Here is a 22,055-nt window from a genome sequence, read left to right on the forward strand (position 1 = left end):
ATGTCAAAATTTGGAGAACTTATCAATGCGCAAGTGCCGGTGCTAATCGATTTTTATACCGATTGGAATGAGCCTTCTGTTTCCATGCATCCGGTTATCCGGGATGTCGCTGCTGCTTTAGGTGATAAAGCAAAAGTGATCAAAATTGATGTGGATAAAAACCAGGAACTGGCCGAAGCATTACGGATAAAAGGTTTGCCGACATTGATGATCTATAAAGAAGGGCAAATGGTATGGCGCCAATCCGGGGAACTGGATGCCAATACAATTATTGCGCTGGTTCAGGAGCAATATTAATTAAAGTACTTCAAAACGGAAGCCGCGTTCCTGTAGATTCTGAATGACTTTTGGTAACAGGTATTCGAGGTTTCCGAATGCTTTTACGCTATCGTGACATACGATAATACTTCCCTGCTCGACATTTTCGATTACATTTTGCAGACACTTTTCCGGTGTAATAGTTTTGTCGAAATCCATACTGATAACATCCCACATAATGATCTTGTAGCCCTGTTTTCGCAATAAGCGGGATTGGGACGGTTTTATTTTGCCGTAGGGCGGACGAAACAAACGGGAATCGATTTTGCCATCCGAGTATTTTACAATAGCGTCTTCGCAGGCTTTGGCATTGCGGATATAGGTGTTGTTATCCGTTTTCCAGCCTTTTAAATGATTAAAAGTATGATTGCCGATCTGATGACCGGCGGCTATCACCTTTTTGAATAGCTCCGGATGTTTTTCGATGTTGTTACCGATGCAGAAAAAAGTAGCCCGGATCTGATGGGTTTCGAGTAGGTTTAAAACCCATTCGGTTATTTCGGGCGTCGGACCGTCGTCGAATGTAAGAAATACTTTTTGTTCCGTATTTGGAATATCCCAAATCTGGTTGGAAAATAGTCTTTTGACAATGTTGTTCGTTTTAACCCAGAAACTCATTATAAATCATCTAAAAAAGAAATATGCCCATGAAATCATGGGCATATTCTCGGTTTGTTATTCCATATCTCTTCCGAATCGTTCAAACAGTTTGTTGTAACTGTTAAACTTCGTTTTGTTCGTGTTGAAGAAGTCTTTGTCGTATCGCTTCATGATATCGAGTAAGGCGCGGTAACGCTCAATATCTGTTACAATGTCAACATACATATCGTTCTGTTCTGCAGCTTTTAATCCTTTGTAATACGTCAGGTTTTCCTGGTATTTTTTGGATAGCTTGTTTAGGATATCGCGTGCTTTGGCTGTTTCGCCCACTTCGTAATATCCGGATGCAAACGGTTCCACAAAGGTGTAGAAACCAAATTCATCGATTGGCATTTTTTTCATAGCCAGATCAATAATATTTTTGGCTTTGTCTTTTTTGCCTTCTTCGATTAATTTTTCGGTTAAACGGGCCAGGTTGGTACGGTAGGAAATACTGTTTTTACGCGTTTCCGGGTCGTGATAAATTCTCGGATCGCCACTATTACCCCAATCCCATGACATAACGATTTTGTACATCTTTTCGGTATCGATATTACCCATATCCAGCGGACTTCCATCTTTTGGAATCGGTGTTTTAACCGGAACCAGTTTATAAACCATCCCATCCAGTTGTAGGTAGTCTTTCATCCAGATATAATCGTCGTCACCAAAGCTTCCGCCGGTAAAGTAAATCGGACGTTTCCAGTTGTTGTTATAAACCAGATCCAACATCATTAATCGGTTGATGTATAATGCGCTTCCTTTGATTTCAAAGTCAATAGCCGGAACAATCGAATCGTTTAAGGCGGGATTAACCACTTTGTTTTTGATCACGGTTGCTTTATCAACCGGAATACGAATTTTATTGGTCGGGTAGAAGTGGATTTTTTGTCCGCTTCTTGGAATTGTAAATAAGGTTCGTTCGTCATCACTCTTAATAAAGTCGATGAATTGTTTGATGTCGATACGGTCTTTGGTTAATTCCTGGAAGAACATATAATCGCGTTTCCCTTTTACATACTGATCGTGTGTAAATGAAATCGGTAACGGATCCGAATTATAGGCCTTCGACTTCATCTGATCGATATACCAGTCTTGTGTGAATAACTGCGTATTAACGATTCGTACGTCGGTTCGGTAGCCTTCAATTTCCTGAGCATACCAAAGTGGGAACGTGTCGTTGTCGCCAATGGTAAACAATATGGCGTTCGGTTCGCAGGAATCCAGATAGGCTTTTGCCATGGCAACAGCCGTATAACGGTGTGAACGGTCGTGATCGTCCCAGTTTTCTTTGGCCATCAATACCGGAGCGGCCAGTAAACACGCTGCGATAACCACAGGTCCGGCAATTTTTGGCTGTAAATAATTTTTAATTCCGTCGTAAATAGCATAGACGCCAAAGCCCAGCCACATCGCAAAAATATAGAAGGAACCTACTAAGGCATAATCTCTTTCGCGCGGTTCAAACGGACGTTCGTTTAGGAATACTTTTAATGCCAAACTGGTAAAAAGGAATAGTACCAGTAATACATAGAAACTTTTCAGGTCTTTTCGGGCATGGAAAACCATTCCGATGATTCCTAGGATAAACGGTAGAAAGTAATAGGTATTACGCGCTTTGTTGTTTAATACATCCGAAGGAAGGTTGTCTTGTGAGCCTAAACGGATGGCATCGATAAATTTGATACCACTGATCCAATTTCCGTTTTGAGTGTCGTATTTCCCTTGTATATCGTTCTGACGACCGGTGAAGTTCCACATTAGGTAACGCCAGTACATATAACCAAATTGGTATTCGAACATAAATTGCATGTTATCGATAAACGATGGTTTTTCGATAATCAGGTATTCGCCATAGGCTTTTAAGAATTTGTCGTATTCTTCAATTCCTAATTTGCCGCTTCCATAAGCATTACGGAATTCAGATACGATTTGTACCAGTTCATCTTCGTGCGAATATTCCGGATTGATGGTGAATTTAACCGGACGTGTAAACGTCATATAGTTTACCGCATTATCGGTACTCCACATTCTCGGTAAAAATCCTTTTTGATCGTCGCTGGTATTTTGACGGGCGTTTACGTAGTTGTTTACGATTTTATACGTTCCGGTTTTATAATCCCGTTCGTAGTTTGGTTTTTCATCCTGATATGGATTTTCTTCGTCAAGTCCTACGTAACCTTCTGTAAATAACGGACCGTAAAATGTTTTTTGCTCTCCGTATTGTTCACGGTTATAGTAGGCTAGTACCTCTGCGGCATCCGACGGTCTGTTTTCATTGATTACCACATTCGCGTTTGCACGGATCGGTAACATCAACCAGGTTGAAAACCCGATTAGTACAAATAAGATGCAAAGTAATAGTGTATTGTATAATGGTTTTTCTTTCTTTTTGGTATAACGTAAACCGAAATAGAAGAAAAGAACAATCAATAATGCGGCAAATATAGTTCCGGAGTTAAACGGTAATCCTAAGGAGTTTACCATAAAGATTTCCATTTTTCCGAAAAAGGCTAAAGTATACGGTAGTAAGAATTTGAAAACAAAAAACAGGATCACAACAATAACGATATTGGCAATGATAAAGTTTTTAACGGTTACGGTTTTATAGTTCTTAAAATAATAAAGCAAGCCAATGGAAGGAATGGTCAATAAAGCCATAAAGTGGACACCAAACGACAAACCGATCATTAATGAGATCAATAACAGCCATTTATTTCCACGCGGACTGTGCATGTCTTCTTCCCAACGCAATGCCAGCCAGAATAGTACGGCTATAAACAGGGAAGCCATAGCATATACTTCGGCTTCGGTAGCGCTAAACCAGAAACTATCGGTAAAAGTAAAAGCAAGGGAACCAACTAAAGCACTTCCCAATACTACGATAGCATTGTTTTTGTTAAACTCGGTATAGCTGGAAACAACTTTTTTCAGGATAAGGGTCATCGACCAAAACATGAATAAAATGGTAAAAGCACTCGAAAATACCGACATCATGTTTACCATCAGGGCTACTTTTTCCGGACCGGAGGCAAACATGGCGAAAAAGGCACCTATCATTTGGAACAAAGGTGCTCCGGGCGGGTGACCTACTTCCAGTTTGGCTGAAGTGGCAATATACTCACCACAATCCCAAAAACTTAATGAGGGTTCTACTGTTAGTGAATACGTGATTAAGGCAATTGCAAATGTGAACCATCCAAGGATAGTGTTCCATTTTTTAAAGTTAAATGTTACCATATAATACCGTCTAATTTTTTCGTATTAAATCTTTTACAAAGAAACTATTTTTTTGGAGAAAGAGCGCTGAAAATATTTTTTTAATATTTTTTTATCAAAAGTTTGGATTGTAAAATAATTGTCCTACATTTGCACCCGGAAATCAGTAACGATGCCGCTTTTACTGACCCATGGTGTAATGGTAACACAGCTGATTTTGGTTCAGTCGTTCTAGGTTCGAGTCCTAGTGGGTCAACAAAAAGCCTCTCAATTTGAGAGGCTTTTTTAATTTACCTGAGTTTGTTTTTTAAGGAAAAAAAAACAACCGGTTTTTGGGTTGTATAAATAAAAAAAAACCGCTTCATATCGAAGCGGTTTTTTATTGGTATACTTGTTTTAGATTTTAAAAGTGACAACCGGACGTTTGGCATGATTTACCAAATCTTCGCTGATGCTTCCGTTAAAGAAGTGGGAAAGACCTTTTCGACCGTGTGTGCTAATTCCGATAAGATCGGCATTAACGCTTTTGGCAAAATGTAAAATTCCTTTTTCTACGTTTACATCATTATAAATATGTGTTGAATAATTGTTGGTGTCGAATGCCGCGACAAAATCGTTGATCATTTTCTCGGCTACGGAAGTCGATTTAAAATTATTCGGTGTATTTACCATTAATAAATGGATTTTAGCGTTGAATTCGTTGGCGAACTCGATCACTTTTTTAAATGGTTTTTTGGCTTCGTCTGTAAAATCGGATGCGAATACAAAATTGTTAACCGTGAAATTATCGGAGTCTTTTTTGATAACCAATACCGGAGTTTCAGAGTGTCGAACTACTTTTTCGGTATTGGATCCGATAAACATTTCTTTAAAACCGCTGGCTCCGTGTGAACCCATAACGATCAGGTCGATTTCGTCTTTGCCGCTAAAATTCAGAATCCCGTCAAAAGCTCTTTCAAGTTTGGTTATTTGTGTTACGCTGATTCCGGATAGGATATCGGAATTGGCAATTTCGTCCAATCTTTCTTCTGCTTTTTTCTTGAAAAAGATGATTTCGGGAATGTCATGTCCGCTTCCAATAGCATCGCTTCCTTCATGAGGTAATTCCAACATGTGAAGTAAAACGATTTCTCCATTGTTTTTTCTGGCGATTTGTGCGGCTACTTTTAAGGCGTATTCAGCATGATCGGAAAAATCGGTAGGGACTAAAATTTTTTTCATAATACTAGGGGTGTAAGATTTTTGGTGTTTTATTTGTTGTAATTGTTATTCATAAAGGTAGGAAATTAAATTGCAATACACAATTGATTTTCAATAATTAAAAAAAATATACTATATTTGCGCCGTTATTTATTAATGAACTAAATAATGAGGGGGCAGTAAGTCCCCTCTTTTTATACTAATATGGCATTTAAAGATAAAGTTAGCGCGTTGCTGGATGAGGGGTTGTCTCAAAAGCCGTCTCTTTTTTTAATTGATTTAACAATAACCGATACTTACAAAATTATTGTAACTTTAGACGGTGATAATGGTGTAAGTCTTCAGGACTGTATTGACATTAGCCGGGCTATTGAACATAACCTGGATCGGGAAGAACAGGATTTTTCGCTGGAAGTGGCTTCTGCGGGAGCATCCACACCGCTTAAAACCCCGAGACAATACAAGAAGAATATCGGACGAAAACTGAAAGTGACAACCGCAACCGAAAAAATCGAAGCGGAACTAACAGATGCCAATGAAGAATTTGTTGTTTTGGAATGGAAAGCCAGAGAACCAAAACAAGTTGGTAAAGGAAAAGAAACCGTTCAGAAAAAAGCGGAAATTCCTTATTCGGATATCAAGGAAGCAATTGTTATAATAACATTTTAAATAAAAAGTTTGCATGGAAAATATTGCATTAATCGAGTCGTTTTCAGAATTTAAAGACGATAAACTAATCGACAGAGTTACCTTAATGGCAATTTTAGAAGATGTGTTTAGAAATGCATTGAAGAAGAAATATGGTTCGGATGATAACTTCGATATTATTATAAATCCTGATAAAGGTGATATGGAGATCTGGAGAAACCGTGTGGTGGTTGCCGATGGTGAAGTGGAAGATCAAAACTCCGAAATCTCTTTGTCTGAAGCCCGTAAAATCGAGCCGGATTTCGAAGTAGGAGAAGAAGTATCTGAAGAGGTAAAATTAATCCAGTTAGGTAGAAGAGCTATTTTAGCATTGCGTCAGAACCTGATTTCTAAAATTCACGAACACGATAATACCAATCTTTATAAGCAATTTAAAGATTTAATTGGCGATATTTACACGGCAGAAGTGCATCACGTACGTCCAAAAGCAGTTATTCTGGTGGATGACGAAGGAAATGAAATCGTGTTGCCAAAAGAAAAACAAATCCCGTCCGATTTCTTCCGTAAAGGAGATAACGTTCGTGGAATCATTGAAAATGTGGAGTTGAAAGGGAATAAGCCGCAAATCATTATGTCCCGTACTTCTGAAAAATTCCTTGAGAAATTATTCGAACAGGAAATTCCGGAGGTATTCGACGGTTTGATTACGGTGAAAAAAGTAGTGCGTATTCCAGGTGAAAAAGCAAAAGTAGCTGTAGATTCGTACGATGACAGAATTGATCCGGTTGGAGCTTGTGTGGGAATGAAAGGTTCTCGTATCCACGGTATCGTTCGCGAATTGGGTAATGAAAATATCGATGTAATCAATTATACCTCCAATACGCAATTGTTTATTACCAGAGCGCTTAGCCCGGCTAAAGTGTCTTCTGTGAAAATTGATGAAGAAAAGAAATCAGCCGAAGTATTCCTGAAACTGGAAGAAGTGTCAAAAGCAATCGGACGTGGTGGACATAACATCAAATTGGCAGGATTGTTAACCGGATACGAACTGGATGTAATCCGTGAAGGAAATACATTGGAGGAAGAGGATGATGTTGAATTAACAGAATTCTCTGATGAAATCGAAGGATGGGTTATCGAAGAGTTTGCTAAAATCGGATTGGATACAGCAAGAAGTATATTAAACCAGGATGTGGCCGATTTAGTAAGAAGAACGGATCTTGAAGAAGAAACGGTTTTAGATGTTATCCGAATTTTAAAAGAAGAATTCGAAGACTAACACAAGGAATACAGCTAAACAACAACAACACACGCATTACGATAATATTAAAAAGATTATATGTCTGAAGAAAGAGTAATAAGAATTAACAAGGTTTTAAGGGAATTAAACATTTCTCTGGATAGAGCTGTGGACTATTTAAAAGATAAGGGATATACAATTGAATCCAGTCCGAATGCTAAAATTTCTAATGAGGAATATTCTATCTTGTGCGGTCAATTCTCTGCTGATAAAGGTAAAAAGGTGGCTTCTCTGGAGGTGAGCGAGGAGAAAAAGAAAGAGAAAGAGGCCTTGCGAGTGGAAAGAGAACGTGAGATGGAAGAGAAACGCAAAGAGGAAGAAAAACAACGTCAGGATATCATCAAAGCCAAAGCGACCCTTTCGGGGCCAAAAGCTATTGGTAAAATCGACCTGAACCCGAAAAAAACTGAAGTTGTTGCTGAAAAACCTTCTTCAGAAGAAACGGAAGTCGTAAACACTCCGGAAGTAAAACCGGAAGTAGAACATAAAGCGGTGGAAGAAAAAATCGTAGAAAAAACTCCTGAAGTAGCTCCTGTAGCACCGGAACCTAAAGAGGTTAAGGAAATCAAGGAAGTGAAAGAGGTTAAAGAAATTAAGGAAGTTAAAGTAGTTAAGGAAGAAAAAACAGAAAAAGCGGAACCGGCTAAACCTGCCGCTGCTGCTGATGCACCTGTTGAGGAAGAGCGCATTGAAACGCAATACCAAAAACTTTCCGGAACAACTTTTACCGGTCAGATGATCGACCTTTCTCAGTTTAATAAACCGAAAAAGAAGAAAGAAGAATTCAAAAAAGACAACAACAAGCCGAACACGGGCAATACTGCCAATGCCGGTCAGGGTGGTCAGAATTCAAATAACAATAACAATGCTAACAAGAGCAAGAGAAAACGTATTCCGCCAAAACCGGGAACGCCTGGAGCTCAGCAGGGAAACAATCCACAGCAAGGTGGTGGTAACAACAACAACCGTCAGGGCGGTGGAGGAAATAATCCGAGATTCGGAAATAATAAGCCTGGATTCCAAAAAGGAAACCGTCCGGCAATTGTTTCTAAAGTCGAGCCTACGGAAGAAGAAGTTAAAAACCAAATTAAAGAAACTTTAGAAAGACTTCAAGGTAAAGGAAGTAAGTCTAAAGCGGCAAAATACAGAAGAGATAAAAGAGATTCGCACCGTCAGAAATCAGATGACGAACAAAGAGCGATGGAAGAAGGAAGCAAAGTACTTAAAGTAACGGAATTCGTTACTGTAGGTGAAATTGCAACCATGATGGATGTGCCAATCACTAAAGTTATCGGAACCTGTATGTCATTGGGTATCATGGTGACCATGAACCAACGATTGGATGCTGAAACGCTTTCTATTGTAGCGGATGAGTTTGGTTATGAAGTAGAATTTATTACAACCGATATCGAAGAAGCAATCGAAGTAGTGGAAGACAGACCGGAAGATCTGGAACACCGCGCACCGATTGTAACGGTAATGGGTCACGTTGACCACGGTAAAACATCCTTATTGGATTACATCCGTAAGACTAATGTTATCGCAGGAGAGTCCGGAGGTATTACACAGCACATTGGTGCTTATGGAGTACGATTGGATAACGGTCAGCGTATCGCATTCTTAGATACTCCGGGTCACGAGGCGTTTACCGCGATGCGTGCCCGTGGTGCTCAGGTTACGGATATCGTAATTATCGTGATTGCTGCCGACGATGACATCATGCCGCAAACCAAAGAGGCGATCAGCCACGCGCAAGCTGCAGGTGTACCGTTGATTTTCGCAATCAATAAAGTGGATAAGCCTACGGCAAATCCTGAAAAAATTAAAGAAAAACTAGCCGGTATGAACCTATTGGTTGAAGACTGGGGGGGTAAATACCAATCACACGATATCTCTGCTAAAACAGGATTAGGAGTGAAAGAATTACTTGAAAAAGTATTGTTGGAAGCTGAAATCCTTGATTTAAAAGCGAATCCAAACAAACCGGCTGTCGGAACTGTAGTGGAAGCCTTCCTTGATAAAGGACGTGGTTATGTATCTACTGTATTGGTTCAGGCGGGAACATTGCGAATCGGAGATTATGTATTAGCAGGTAAACACCACGGTAAGGTGAAAGCGATGCACGATGAGCGAGGACATAATATCAAAGAAGCAGGTCCTTCTACGCCGATTTCAATCTTAGGTCTTGACGGAGCGCCAACTGCAGGGGATAAGTTTAGTGTGTTTGAAGATGAAAGAGAAGCAAAACAAATCGCTGTTAAACGTGCACAATTATTACGTGAGCAATCGGTTCGTACGCAGAAACATATTACACTTGCCGAAATCGGTCGTCGTATCGCTTTAGGTCAATTTAAAGAATTAAACATCATCCTTAAAGGGGACGTGGATGGATCGGTAGAAGCATTATCCGATTCCTTCTCGAAATTATCAACCGAAGAAATCCAGATCCGTATCATCCACAAAGGAGTTGGTGCAATTACCGAATCCGACGTATTGTTGGCTTCTGCATCGGATGCGATCATCATCGGATTTAACGTACGTCCTTCCGGAAGTGCAAAACAATTGGCTGATAAAGAAGAAATCGATATCCGAAACTACTCGATCATTTACGACGCTATCGACGATTTGAAAGATGCGATGGAAGGTATGTTATCACCGGAATTAAAAGAAGAAATTACCGGTACTGCCGAAATCCGCGAAACATTCAAAATCTCGAAAGTGGGTACGATTGCAGGATGTATGGTTACCGATGGTAAAATCTTCCGTAACTCGAGAATCCGACTTATCCGTGATGGTGTGGTAATCTTTACCGGTGAATTGAGTACGCTAAAACGTTTTAAAGACGATGTAAAAGAAGTTTCCAAAGGATATGACTGTGGTATGCAGATCAAAAACTACAACGATATCAAAGAATACGATATCATTGAAGGATTCCAGGAAGTGGAAGTGAAAAAGAAACTGAAATAATCGGAATGTCTGACAGGTTTTTAAAATCTGTCAGGTGTTACCAAATAATAAAAAAGCCCCGCATAGCGGGGCTTTTTTATTTTAAAACCCGGCGGCAACCGGGTTTGTTTTTATTGTTTGTTTGGTTTTATCAGTAAGGCATTCGGGTATTTCTTCTTGATGTCCAACAGGTTTTTTTCAGCCTCTATACGTGTTTTAAATGAACCGATCCAAACCTTGTAGGAAGGATTGTTATACACGATGGTTCCGTCCATATTTCTGAATTCTTTTCGGAAATTTACCAACGTTTTTTTGGCTTCGTCATTAGTACCGTAAAAAATTTGAATTTTATACCGATCGTTAACAGTTATAGAGCTATTTATTTTTCGTTTTTCATTTAATAACTGTTCGAATTTCGGATCCTGATCTATGTTAATTTTTGCGGTTTGCGCCTGTGCGATTGGGCTTAAAAATAAAGCGATTAAAGGTAAAAAGTGGATTTTGTTTACGGGTAAGATTCTCATAATGAAGTATGTTTGGTGCAAAAATACAATTATTCCGTGAAAACGGGCTCTGACGGTTTATTTAGAATGGGTATAAATTGCAATTAAGATAAATTTAAGGTTTTTTGAATAGTACATAAGTCGTATTTTTGTCGGAGTTTATAAATAAGGTAGGCTTTTGCCCTAGGACAACTCTAGACAAAATCGTGCCAAATTTAGTTGATAATCATTTTAACTATGAAAAAAGTGGGTAACCATAAATCGTTTTCAAAGATTTTATTGTTCAGTTTAGCATTAGTGCTATCTTTTTCTTTTACCTCCAATGCACAGGATGCAGCTGCAGGTAAAGCGCTTTTTAATTCTAATTGTGCCGCTTGTCACAAGTTGGATGCAGCAATGACGGGGCCTGCGCTTCGTGGTGTTGTAGAACGACATGACACAGCCTGGTTGCATAAATGGATTAAAAACAGTTCCGAGTTGATTAAATCCGGTGATGCCAAAGCTATTAAGGTATTTGAGGAGAATGACAAGAAAGTAATGACTGCTTTCCCGCAATTGTCTGATGCCGATATCGATAATATCTTAGCATATACTTCCCAACCGAAGGAGGAGCCTAAGGCTGCTGCTGTAGGTGGTGGTGGTGCTGCCGGTGCTCAGGAAGGTGGGGTTTCTAATAACCTGGTTTTAGGAGTTTTGGCGGTGGTGCTTGCTATGTTGGTAGCAATGTTATTGTTCGTGAAAAACGTACTGAACAAAATTGCGAAAGCGAACGGTATCGAGGCTCCTGTAAAAGAGAAGTCGTTGCCAATCTGGATTGCTTTTGCCAGAAATCAATTCCTGGTATTGGTATCGGTTATTGTAATGCTTTTAGTTGGAGCATACTTTATCTACGGGTACTTAATGCAAGTGGGTGTTGATCAAGGGTATGAGCCGATTCAGCCAATTCACTTCTCGCATAAAATTCACGCAGGTGATAACGGTATTGATTGTAAATACTGTCACTCTTCTGCTCGTGTTAGTAAAACTTCAGGTATTCCGTCGTTGAATGTTTGTATGAACTGTCATAAGAACATTAATGAATTCCAAGGGGATGCCGATTCAACTTATGTTGATCATACAAAAGAATTCTACTCTGCTGAAATCCAAAAACTATACGATGCGGTAGGATGGGATAAAACAGCTCAAAAATATACAGGAAAAGTGAAACCTGTTAAGTGGGTTCGTGTTCATAATCTTCCTGACTTTGTGTACTTCAATCACTCACAGCACGTGTCTGTTGCGGGATTAGAGTGTCAGAAATGTCACGGTCCGGTTGAGACTATGGAAATTATGAGACAACATTCTCCATTAACTATGGGATGGTGTGTGAACTGTCACAGAGAAACCAATGTTAATGTGGAAGGTAACGAGTACTACAAAAAAATCCACGAAGAACTATCCAAAAAATATGGTGTAGATAAATTGACAGCTGCACAAATGGGAGGTTTAGAGTGTGGTAAATGTCACTATTAATAAATAAATTAAGAAGCTAATATCTATATACAATGGCATCAAACAAAAAATACTGGAAAAGTGTTGAAGAACTAAACGAAAATAGTTCTATTGTTGAGACGCTAAGAAACAATGAGTTTGTTGAAGAAATTCCTACCGATGAATTTCTTGGAGATAAGGATTCCTTATCGACTTCATCAACTACTCGTCGTGACTTTTTGAAATACGTAGGATTTTCTACAGCAGCAGCTTCTTTAGCTGCGTGTGAAGGTCCGGTAATCAAGTCTATTCCTTATGTAGTTCAACCTGAAGAGATCATTCCAGGTGTTGCAGATTTCTATGCAACAACTATTGCTGATGGTTTCGATTTCGCGAATATCCTTATCAAAACGCGTGAAGGTCGTCCTATTAAGGTTGAAAATAATAATTTACCTAATGCAAAAACCGGAGCGAACGCAAGAGTTCATGCTTCTGTATTATCGCTTTACGATAGCCTTCGTTTAAAACAATCTAAAATTGAAGGTAAAGATGCTTCATGGGCTGATGTTGATGCTAAAGTAACAGCAGCATTGGCAGATGCTAAAGCAAAAGGTGGACAAGTGGTTCTTTTAACAGGTACGATGGCGAGTCCGTCTACTGATAAATTGATAGCTGATTTTATCGCAAAAAATCCTACTGCTAAACATGTAGTGTATGATGCGGTTTCAAGTTCTGATGCTCTTGATGCTTTCCAAACGGTATATGGAGAAAGAGCTTTAGCTGATTATGATTTCTCAAAAGCAGATGTTATTGTTTCTGTTGGAGCTGATATCTTAGGAGATTGGCAAGGTGGCGGATACGATGCAGGATATGCACAGGGACGTATTCCTAAAAACGGGAAAATGTCGAAACACATCCAAATCGAATCTAATATGTCACTTGCGGGTGCAAACGCAGACAAGCGTATCCCGATGACCGTTACAGAGCAAAAACACGCTTTAGTAAAAATATACAATGTAATTACCGGTGCTTCGGTTTCGACTCCGAAAGTAGCAAACGAAGAAGCGGTAATGAAAGCAGCGCAACAATTAAAAGCTGCTGCCGGAAAAGGAGTTTTAGTTTCTGGTCTGGATGATGTTAATGCACAATTATTGGTGTTGGCTATCAACAGAGCTTTAAATGCCGAAGCGTTCAACCCGGCTACACCTCGCCTGATCCGTAAAGGTGATGCGAAAGCAGTAGCACAATTGGTAAAAGACATGAAAGCGGGTGCTGTACACACGTTAATCATGAACGGTGTTAACCCGGTTTATACATTACCAAATTCTGCTGAATTCGTAGAAGGTCTTAACAAAGTAAAAATGTCTGTTGCGTTTTCATTAAAAGAAGATGAAACAGCTTTAAAAACAAAGGTTGCCGTTGCAACGCCACACTATTTAGAGTCTTGGGGAGATGTTTCCATCGTAAAAGGACACTATAGTATTACGCAGCCAACGATCCGTCCTTTGTTTGATACAAAACAATTCCAGGAGGCATTATTAGCCTGGACAGGAAATCCGGCTTCTTACTATGATTTCCTTAAAGCACACGGTACTTCAGTAGTAGCGGGTGGCGCAACCTGGAATAAATTAGTTCACGACGGTTTCTATGTAACTCCGGTTACAGCAGCTGTTGGTGGTGCTAATGTTGATTTTGCTTCTGCTGCCGGAGCTTTAGCGCAAGCTAAAAACCTTGGTGGACTGGAATTAGTATTGTATACTAAAACCGGTATGGGTGATGGTCAACAAGCAAACAACCCTTGGTTACAAGAGTTCCCGGATCCGATTACACGTGTATCATGGGATAACTACGTAACCGTTTCTAAAAAAGACGCTGAAAAACTAGGTTTAGTAAACTATAACGTAGCAAACGGTGGATTAAACGGAAGCTACTCTACTATTGAAGTAGGTGGTGTGAAGTTGGAAAACGTTCCGGTAATTATTCAACCAGGTCAGGCTGTTGGTACTATCGGTCTTGCTTTAGGTTACGGCCGTAAAGAAGCAATGAAACAGGAAATGCAAGTTGGAGTTAATGCATATACACTTTATGCAAACATGAAATCCGACCAGTCTGCAAAAGTTTCCAAAGCAAACGGAGATCACGAATTTGCTTGTGTTCAGTTACAAAAAACATTAATGGGTAGAGGTGATATCATCAAAGAAACTACCCTTGAAATCTTCAATACTAAAGATGCTGCAGAATGGAATGTAATGCCAATGGTGTCTTTAGATCACAAAGAAACTCCGGTTACTAAAGTTGATATCTGGGATTCTTTCGATCGTTCAGTGGGTCACCACTTTAACTTATCGATCGACTTGAATGCTTGTACTGGTTGTGGTGCTTGTGTTATCGCATGTCACGCAGAAAACAACGTACCGGTAGTTGGTAAATCTGAGGTTAGAAGAAGCCGTGATATGCACTGGTTGCGTATTGACCGTTACTATTCTTCTCAGGATACTTTCAAAGGAGATGTGGAATTAAAAGAAAATGCATCCGGATTAATGAACTCTATCGATACCTTCACCGGTATGGAAGATCCATCAGAAAATCCACAGGTTGCTTTCCAACCGGTAATGTGTCAGCACTGTAACCACGCACCATGTGAAACTGTATGTCCGGTAGCGGCTACTTCTCACGGTCGTCAGGGACAAAACCACATGGCATACAACCGTTGTGTGGGTACGCGTTACTGTGCAAACAACTGTCCGTATAAAGTACGTCGTTTCAACTGGTTCTTGTACAACAAAAACAGTGAGTTCGACTACCACATGAATGATGATTTAGGACGTATGGTATTGAATCCTGATGTGAACGTTCGTTCAAGAGGGGTTATGGAGAAATGTTCACTATGTATCCAGATGACTCAATCGACTATCTTAAAAGCGAAACGCGAAGGAAGATTAGTAGGTAAAGACGAGTTCCAGGTAGCATGTTCGGCAGCTTGTTCAAGCGGAGCAATGATATTTGGTGACGTAAATGATAAAGAAAGTCAGGTTGCTAAATTAGCCGAAGACGACAGAATGTATCACTTACTGGAGCACATCGGAACAAAACCAAATGTATTCTACCACGTAAAAGTTAGAAATACCTAAACAAGTAAAATAATTAATTAAGAATCAATATAAAGGATTATGTCGTCTCATTACGAAGCACCCATTAGAAAACCTTTGGTTATAGGTGATAAAACTTATCACGATGTAACAGTAGATGTAGCTAGACCTGTTGAAGGAAGAGCGAACAAACTATGGTGGATAGTATTCTCTATCGCGTTAACCGCATTCCTTTGGGGTGCTGGTTGTATGATCTACACCATTTCTACCGGTATCGGAACATGGGGATTAAATAAAACAATTGGTTGGGCATGGGATATCACCAACTTCGTATGGTGGGTAGGTATCGGTCACGCCGGAACCCTAATTTCTGCCGTACTATTATTATTCCGTCAAAAATGGAGAATGGCGATTAACCGTTCTGCAGAAGCGATGACTATCTTCTCGGTAGTTCAGGCAGGTTTATTCCCGATTATCCACATGGGTCGTCCATGGTTAGGATACTGGGTATTACCAATCCCGAACCAATTCGGTTCACTTTGGGTTAACTTTAACTCACCCTTACTTTGGGACGTATTCGCGATCTCGACCTATTTATCGGTTTCATTGGTTTTCTGGTGGACTGGTTTATTACCGGATTTCGCAATGCTACGTGACCGTGCGGTAACACCATTTACAAAAAGAGTTTATTCAATCCTTTCGTTCGGATGGAGTGGTAGAGCAAAAGACTGGCAGCGTTTTGAAGAGGTATCTCTTGTATTAGCTGGTTTGGCAACACCTCTTGTACTTTCCGTACACACGATTGTATCCTTTGACTTTGCTACTTCCGTTATCCCGGGATGGCATACCACAATCTTACCTCCGTACTTCGTTGCGGGTGCGATCTTCTCCGGATTCGCAATGGTAAACACACTTTTGATCATTATGAGAAAAGTGTCAAATCTTGAAGAGTATATCACTGTACAGCATATCGAATTGATGAACATCGTAGTAATGATTACGGGGTCTATCGTAGGTATCGCTTATATCACTGAGTTATTCGTAGCTTGGTATTCAGGAGTAGAATACGAACAATATGCTTTCTTAAACAGAGCAACAGGTCCTTACTGGTGGTCATACTGGTTGATGATGACGTGTAACGTATTCTCGCCGCAGTTCATGTGGTTCAAAAAATTAAGAACCAGTATCATGTTCTCATTCATTATCTCTATCGTAGTAAACATCGGTATGTGGTTTGAGCGTTTCGTAATTATCGTAACATCACTACACCGTGATTACCTACCATCTTCTTGGACTATGTTCCAGCCGACTTTTGTGGACGCTGGTATCTATATCGGTACAATCGGATTCTTCTTCGTATTATTCTTATTATATTCAAGAAGCTTCCCGGTAATTGCACAGGCAGAGGTTAAAACGATCCTAAAAACATCGGGTGATAACTACAAGAGACAAAGAGAACAAGAAGGACACAATTCACATAATCATTAATAGATCATGAGTAATAAAGTAATACATGCTATATACAATGATGATGACATTCTAATGGATGCTGTTAAAGCTACCCGTGCGGCACATCATCATATTGAAGAAGTTTACACGCCATTCCCGGTTCACGGGTTGGACAAAGCAATGGGGTTAGCGCCTACAAGAATTGCGATTGCTTCTTTCCTTTACGGTTTAGTTGGTTTATCAGTTGCGGCATCATTAATGAACTATGTAATGATTGTTGACTGGCCACAGGATATCGGTGGAAAACCAAGTTTTAGTTTTATCGATAACATGCCGGCTTTCGTGCCTATTATGTTTGAGCTTACCGTATTTTTCGCGGCTCACTTAATGGTAATCACGTTCTACCTTAGAAGTAGATTATGGCCGTTCAAAGCCGCTGAAAACCCGGATGTAAGAACTACAGACGATCACTTCTTAATGGAAGTGGCACTTCACGGAAACGAAGATGATTTGATTTCGTTCTTCAAGAATACAGGTGCTGTAGAAGTTAAAGTAATTGATAAGCATTAATTGAAGATATGAAAGCCTTATATAAAATAGTAGCATTAGTAGGTGTATCGGTTGTTACAACATCTTGTTTTAACAAATCAAAGCCTAACTATCAGTTCTTTCCTAATATGTATGAGTCTGTGGCATACGAAACGTATTCACAGTCGGGTGCATTCAAAAATGGTAAAGAAGGTCAGTTACCTGCAAAAGGTTCTATTCCTAGAGGTTTCGAACCGTATGCGTACGAAAACTCAACCGCTGGTTATGAATTAGCAAAAGCAAACTTAAAATCACCTTTGGATCCTACTAAAATTGATTCCAAAAAAGGAACGGAACTGTTCAATATTTACTGTGCTATTTGTCATGGTGAAGCAGGTGATGGAAAAGGGAAACTGGTTAAAAGAGAGAAATTCTTAGGTGTACCGAGTTATGCTGACAGACCGATCACGGAAGGAAGTGTTTTCCACGTAATTACTTATGGATTAAACTCCATGGGTTCTCACGCCAACCAATTAAGTCAGGAAGAACGCTGGCAGGTTGTGGATCACGTGATGAAATTAAAAGCAGGATTATAATTGTAGAACACATTTGAAAGTATTAGATATGTACACATTTTCAAGCAAATTAAAAACTTTTGCATTTGTCATGATGGCTTTAGGGCTTGTGGGAATTGCTTTTGGTTTTTTGACTGCACCTAAGACCATCGAAGACGTAGAGAAAATTTTAGCGGATAGTCATCATGGCGGACATCATACAGAAGCTGTGGCGCACGAATCACACGATGAGCATGCTGCTGTTGCAACGCACCATGAGGAAGCTAAAACAGAAACTGTTGTTGCCGATTCATTAAAAACAGAAAATGATACTGTAGCTGCAGCAGCGCCTGTAGCAGCAGACCATCACGATAATCACAAAGCGGAAGCAGCACATGGTCACGATCATGCTGGTGCTGATGCACACGCAGAACACCAGGAGCACCTGGAGCATGTTTTGCACCAATTACAAAACAAACCTTGGGCAGCGCTTTATGTAGCATGTATCTTCTTTATGTTGATCTCTGTTGGAGTATTGGCGTTCTACGCAATCCAATGGGCGGCTCAGGCAGGTTGGTCTCCGGTATTATTCCGTGTTATGGAAGGTATCACCAGCTATTTATTACCAGGTTCTATCATTTTCTTCATCTTGTTGGTAGCAAGCGGTATGCATTTAAACCACTTATTCGTTTGGATGGATCCGGAAGTTGTAAAACACGATGAGTTAATTCAAGGAAAACAAGGATTCTTAAATGTACCTTTCTTCTTGATCAGAGCTGCAATCTTCTTAGCAGGTTGGAACTTATACCGTTATTTCTCAAGAAAAAATTCATTGGCTCAGGATAACGCTAACGATGATTCTTTCTACAAAAAGAACTTCAAACTGGCTGCCGGATTCTTAGTATTCTTTATCGTAACAGAATCAATCGCTTCTTGGGATTGGATTATGTCGGTTGATCCACACTGGTACAGTACCTTATTCGGATGGTATGTATTCGCCAGCTTCTTCGTAAGCGGAATCACTACAATCGCTTTCGTTACGTTGTACTTAAAATCAAAAGGATATTTAGAGCATGTGAATACAAGTCACATCCACGATTTGGCTAAATTCATGTTCGGTATCTCTGTTTTCTGGACCTACTTATGGTTCTCACAATTCATGTTAATGTGGTATTCGAACATCCCGGAAGAGGTAACGTACTTCATCACGCGAATTGAAAATTATAAATTACCATTCTTCGGAATGTTGGCCTTAAACTTCGTATTCCCTATATTAATCTTGATCAATACTGATTTCAAACGTTTAAGTTGGGTTGTAGTAATGGCAGGTCTTTTAATCTTAACCGGTCACTATATTGACTTCTTCAATATGATTATGCCGGCTACGGTTGGTGACCAGTGGTTCATCGGAGTATCTGAGATCGGTTCATTAATGTTCTTCTTCGGACTATTTATCGTTGTCGTATTTACAGCTTTAACAAAAGCTCCTTTATTGGCAAAACGTAATCCGTTAATTGAAGAAAGTAAACATTTTCATTATTAATATTTAAAGTGATAAACAAATGACAGGTTTATTGATACTTATAGTTGTAGTTTTATTAGGAGTTGCTATCTGGCAATTGACTAAGATATTCGATTTAACCCAGGTTGGGCGCGTTGCTGATAAATCAGAAGTTGCCAATGAAAAAGACAATAATGTTAATGGTTACTTGATGTTCGGGTTCTTAGGGTTTATTTACATATTCACTATTTACTCTTTATTGAAATGGGGTCACCTGGTTTTAGGTACACCCGCTTCAGAACACGGTAAGGATTACGATAATCTGATGATGATTTCAATGGTATTGATTTTCTTCGTTCAGACGATCACTCAGGCATTATTGCACTACTTTGCATTCAAATACAGAGGTCAAAAAGACACCAAAGCGTTATATTTCGCCGATAATGATAAATTAGAGTTTATCTGGACTATTATCCCGGTAATCGTTTTAGCAGGTTTGATCCTTTACGGATTATATGCTTGGACAAACATTATGTTTGTAGACGAAGAGGAAGAAGTAATCTACGTAGAATTATACGCAAAACAATTTAGCTGGGAAGCACGTTACGGAGGTGAAGACAATGCTCTAGGTAAAGCGAACGTTCGTTTTATCGAAGGAATCAACACAGTAGGTGTGGACATGTCCGATCCAAATGCTCAGGATGATAAAGTTGTAAACGAATTACACTTACCGGTAGGTAAAAAAGTGGTTTTCAAAATCCGTTCTCAGGACGTATTACACTCCGCTTATATGCCACACTTCAGAGCGCAGATGAACTGTGTTCCGGGTATGGTAACACAATTTGCTTTCACACCAACAGTAACTACTGATCAAATGCGTCAGGATCCTGCGATTGTGGAAAAAGTGGCCAACATTAATATCATTAGAGCAAAGAAAAGTGCTGAACTTGTTGCCAAAGGTGAAACTGCTTTAGATCCGTATACTTTTGATTACTTACTTTTATGTAACAAAATTTGTGGACCGTCTCACTACAACATGCAGATGAAAATCGTTGTAGAAAGCGAAGCAGATTATAAAAAATGGTTAAAAGAAAAACCTACTTTAGCTAGCGCTATTAAAGAGGCTAACAAAGCGGCAGCTCCGGCTCCTGCAGCAGCATCTGAAGCAAAAGCACCGGCAGCAACAGCTCCGGTAGCCGATACCACTAAAGTTTTGGCACAAGTAGTAAAAAAATAATTGCTTTTAATATAAATTAAAAAATATGTCAGCAGTAGGACACGATAACAATCACGAACACGATCACGGTCACGAACACCACCATAAAGATACTTTTATCACAAAGTACATCTTTAGTATCGATCACAAGATGATTGCAAAACAATACCTAATTACGGGTATTGTAATGGGAATCATCGGTATTGTAATGTCTCTTTTATTCCGTATGCAAATTGCATGGCCGGAAGAGTCTTTTAAAATTTTTAATGTCCTTTTAGGAGATAAATTTGCCCCGGGTGGCGTAATGCGAAATGATATTTATTTAGCATTAGTAACCATTCACGGTACCATCATGGTATTCTTTGTATTGACGGCCGGATTGAGCGGTACGTTCAGTAACCTTTTAATTCCGCTTCAAATTGGAGCAAGGGATATGGCTTCCGGATTTATGAACATGGTTTCATACTGGTTGTTCTTCCTTTCTTCTGTTATCATGGTTATTTCCCTTTTTGTTGAGTCAGGACCGGCTTCGGCAGGTTGGACAATCTATCCGCCATTGAGTGCGTTACCACAAGCGATCCCAGGATCAGGTACAGGTATGACACTTTGGTTGGTATCGATGGCGATCTTTATCGCGTCTTCATTGATGGGATCTTTGAACTATGTGGTAACAGTAATCAACCTTAGAACAAAAGGAATGTCTATGACACGTTTGCCATTAACGATCTGGGCTTTCTTTATCACGGCTGTTATCGGTATCGTTTCGTTCCCGGTATTATTATCTGCCGCTTTATTATTGATCTTCGACCGTAGCTTCGGAACATCATTCTTCTTATCGGATATCTTTATCTCCGGAGAAGTATTACACTACCAGGGAGGTTCTCCGGTATTGTTCGAGCACTTATTCTGGTTCTTAGGTCACCCTGAGGTATACATCGTAATCTTACCTGCGATGGGTATCACTTCTGAAATTATCGCGACCAACGCTCGTAAACCAATCTTCGGTTACCGTGCGATGATCACGTCAATCTTAGCGATCGCTTTCTTGTCAACAATCGTATGGGGTCACCACATGTTCGTATCCGGTATGAATCCTTTCTTAGGATCGGTATTTACCTTTACAACATTATTGATCGCAATTCCTTCGGCTGTAAAAGCGTTCAACTATATCACGACACTTTGGAAAGGTAACCTTCAGTTAAACCCTGCCATGTTATTCTGTATCGGATTCGTTTCGACTTTCATTACAGGTGGTTTAACAGGTATCATCCTTGGAGATAGTACATTGGATATTAACGTTCACGATACATACTTCGTAATTGCTCACTTCCACTTAGTAATGGGTATTTCTGCTCTTTACGGAATGTTTGCCGGAATCTACCACTGGTTCCCTAAAATGTTCGGAAGAATGATGAACAAAAACTTAGGTTACATCCACTTCTGGGTAACAGCAGTGTGTGCGTACGGAGTTTTCT

At 39.7% G+C, this 22,055-nt stretch carries 16 protein-coding genes and 1 tRNA gene; 13 read left to right on the forward strand and 4 right to left on the reverse strand.

Translation table 11 applies throughout. The annotated features are described in order from the left end of the window. Window positions 1-297, forward strand: coding sequence for a thioredoxin family protein (locus Q1R07_RS14300; RefSeq protein WP_300491555.1), 297 nt, complete (start codon window positions 1-3; stop codon window positions 295-297). On the opposite strand, the gene Q1R07_RS14305 is transcribed toward Q1R07_RS14300, so the two are convergent. Continuing rightward, window positions 298-936, reverse strand: coding sequence for a polysaccharide deacetylase family protein (locus Q1R07_RS14305; protein ID WP_300491557.1), 639 nt, complete (start codon window positions 934-936; stop codon window positions 298-300). A gap of 57 nt (window positions 937-993) precedes the next feature. Then, window positions 994-4,197 (reverse strand): DUF2723 domain-containing protein, encoded by a 3,204-nt coding sequence (locus tag Q1R07_RS14310; protein ID WP_300491559.1) that lies wholly within the window; start codon window positions 4,195-4,197, stop codon window positions 994-996. A 164-nt stretch (window positions 4,198-4,361) separates the two neighbouring features. Between Q1R07_RS14310 and Q1R07_RS14315 the strand changes: the two genes are divergently transcribed. Then, a tRNA-Gln gene (locus Q1R07_RS14315) sits at window positions 4,362-4,432 on the forward strand. Window positions 4,433-4,572: 140 nt separating this feature from the next. Here Q1R07_RS14315 and Q1R07_RS14320 read toward each other — a convergent pair. Beyond that, window positions 4,573-5,397, reverse strand: coding sequence for a universal stress protein (locus Q1R07_RS14320; protein ID WP_300491561.1), 825 nt, complete (start codon window positions 5,395-5,397; stop codon window positions 4,573-4,575). A gap of 183 nt (window positions 5,398-5,580) precedes the next feature. On the opposite strand from Q1R07_RS14320, the gene rimP reads away from it, so the two are divergent. Genes rimP through infB form a run of 3 tightly spaced genes read left to right on the forward strand, consistent with a single transcriptional unit; the run spans window position 5,581 to window position 10,291 of the window. Beyond that, the gene (rimP, locus tag Q1R07_RS14325) at window positions 5,581-6,045 is read left to right on the forward strand and encodes a ribosome assembly cofactor RimP (protein WP_300491563.1); all 465 of its coding nucleotides are present in this window, start codon (window positions 5,581-5,583) and stop codon (window positions 6,043-6,045) included. A 13-nt stretch (window positions 6,046-6,058) separates the two neighbouring features. Further along, window positions 6,059-7,303, forward strand: coding sequence for a transcription termination factor NusA (gene nusA / locus Q1R07_RS14330; RefSeq protein WP_300491565.1), 1,245 nt, complete (start codon window positions 6,059-6,061; stop codon window positions 7,301-7,303). 60 nt (window positions 7,304-7,363) lie between these two features. Further along, window positions 7,364-10,291, forward strand: a complete 2,928-nt coding sequence (gene infB, locus Q1R07_RS14335; RefSeq protein WP_300491567.1) for a translation initiation factor IF-2 — start codon at window positions 7,364-7,366, stop codon at window positions 10,289-10,291. A 110-nt stretch (window positions 10,292-10,401) separates the two neighbouring features. On the opposite strand, the gene Q1R07_RS14340 is transcribed toward infB, so the two are convergent. Further along, entirely contained in the window at window positions 10,402-10,794 is a 393-nt protein-coding gene (locus Q1R07_RS14340) for an SPOR domain-containing protein (protein WP_300491569.1), read from the reverse strand. 216 nt (window positions 10,795-11,010) lie between these two features. Between Q1R07_RS14340 and Q1R07_RS14345 the strand changes: the two genes are divergently transcribed. The 8 genes from Q1R07_RS14345 to Q1R07_RS14380 all read left to right on the forward strand — a co-directional run. Then, a complete protein-coding gene (locus Q1R07_RS14345) occupies window positions 11,011-12,285 on the forward strand; it encodes a c-type cytochrome (RefSeq protein ID WP_300491571.1) in 1,275 nt (424 codons plus the stop codon). Window positions 12,286-12,317: 32 nt separating this feature from the next. Next, a complete protein-coding gene (locus tag Q1R07_RS14350; protein WP_300491573.1) occupies window positions 12,318-15,374 on the forward strand; it encodes a TAT-variant-translocated molybdopterin oxidoreductase in 3,057 nt (1,018 codons plus the stop codon). A 39-nt stretch (window positions 15,375-15,413) separates the two neighbouring features. Next, window positions 15,414-16,820 (forward strand): NrfD/PsrC family molybdoenzyme membrane anchor subunit, encoded by a 1,407-nt coding sequence (gene nrfD / locus Q1R07_RS14355; RefSeq protein ID WP_300491575.1) that lies wholly within the window; start codon window positions 15,414-15,416, stop codon window positions 16,818-16,820. A gap of 6 nt (window positions 16,821-16,826) precedes the next feature. Beyond that, window positions 16,827-17,351 (forward strand): DUF3341 domain-containing protein, encoded by a 525-nt coding sequence (locus Q1R07_RS14360; protein WP_136403837.1) that lies wholly within the window; start codon window positions 16,827-16,829, stop codon window positions 17,349-17,351. An 8-nt stretch (window positions 17,352-17,359) separates the two neighbouring features. After that, a complete protein-coding gene (locus Q1R07_RS14365; RefSeq protein ID WP_300491577.1) occupies window positions 17,360-17,905 on the forward strand; it encodes a cytochrome c in 546 nt (181 codons plus the stop codon). A 28-nt stretch (window positions 17,906-17,933) separates the two neighbouring features. Continuing rightward, window positions 17,934-19,406: a quinol:cytochrome C oxidoreductase gene (locus Q1R07_RS14370; RefSeq protein ID WP_300491585.1), complete on the forward strand. Its 1,473-nt coding sequence runs from the start codon at window positions 17,934-17,936 to the stop codon at window positions 19,404-19,406. A gap of 19 nt (window positions 19,407-19,425) precedes the next feature. Continuing rightward, a complete protein-coding gene (locus Q1R07_RS14375) occupies window positions 19,426-20,601 on the forward strand; it encodes a cytochrome c oxidase subunit II (protein ID WP_300491579.1) in 1,176 nt (391 codons plus the stop codon). 25 nt (window positions 20,602-20,626) lie between these two features. Further along, window positions 20,627-22,055 (forward strand): cbb3-type cytochrome c oxidase subunit I (locus Q1R07_RS14380; protein WP_300491581.1); only part of this gene is annotated, 1,429 nt, incomplete at its 3' end.

The sequence above is a fragment of the Flavobacterium sp. genome, assembly GCF_030146175.1.
In the GTDB taxonomy this organism is placed as follows: domain Bacteria; phylum Bacteroidota; class Bacteroidia; order Flavobacteriales; family Flavobacteriaceae; genus Flavobacterium.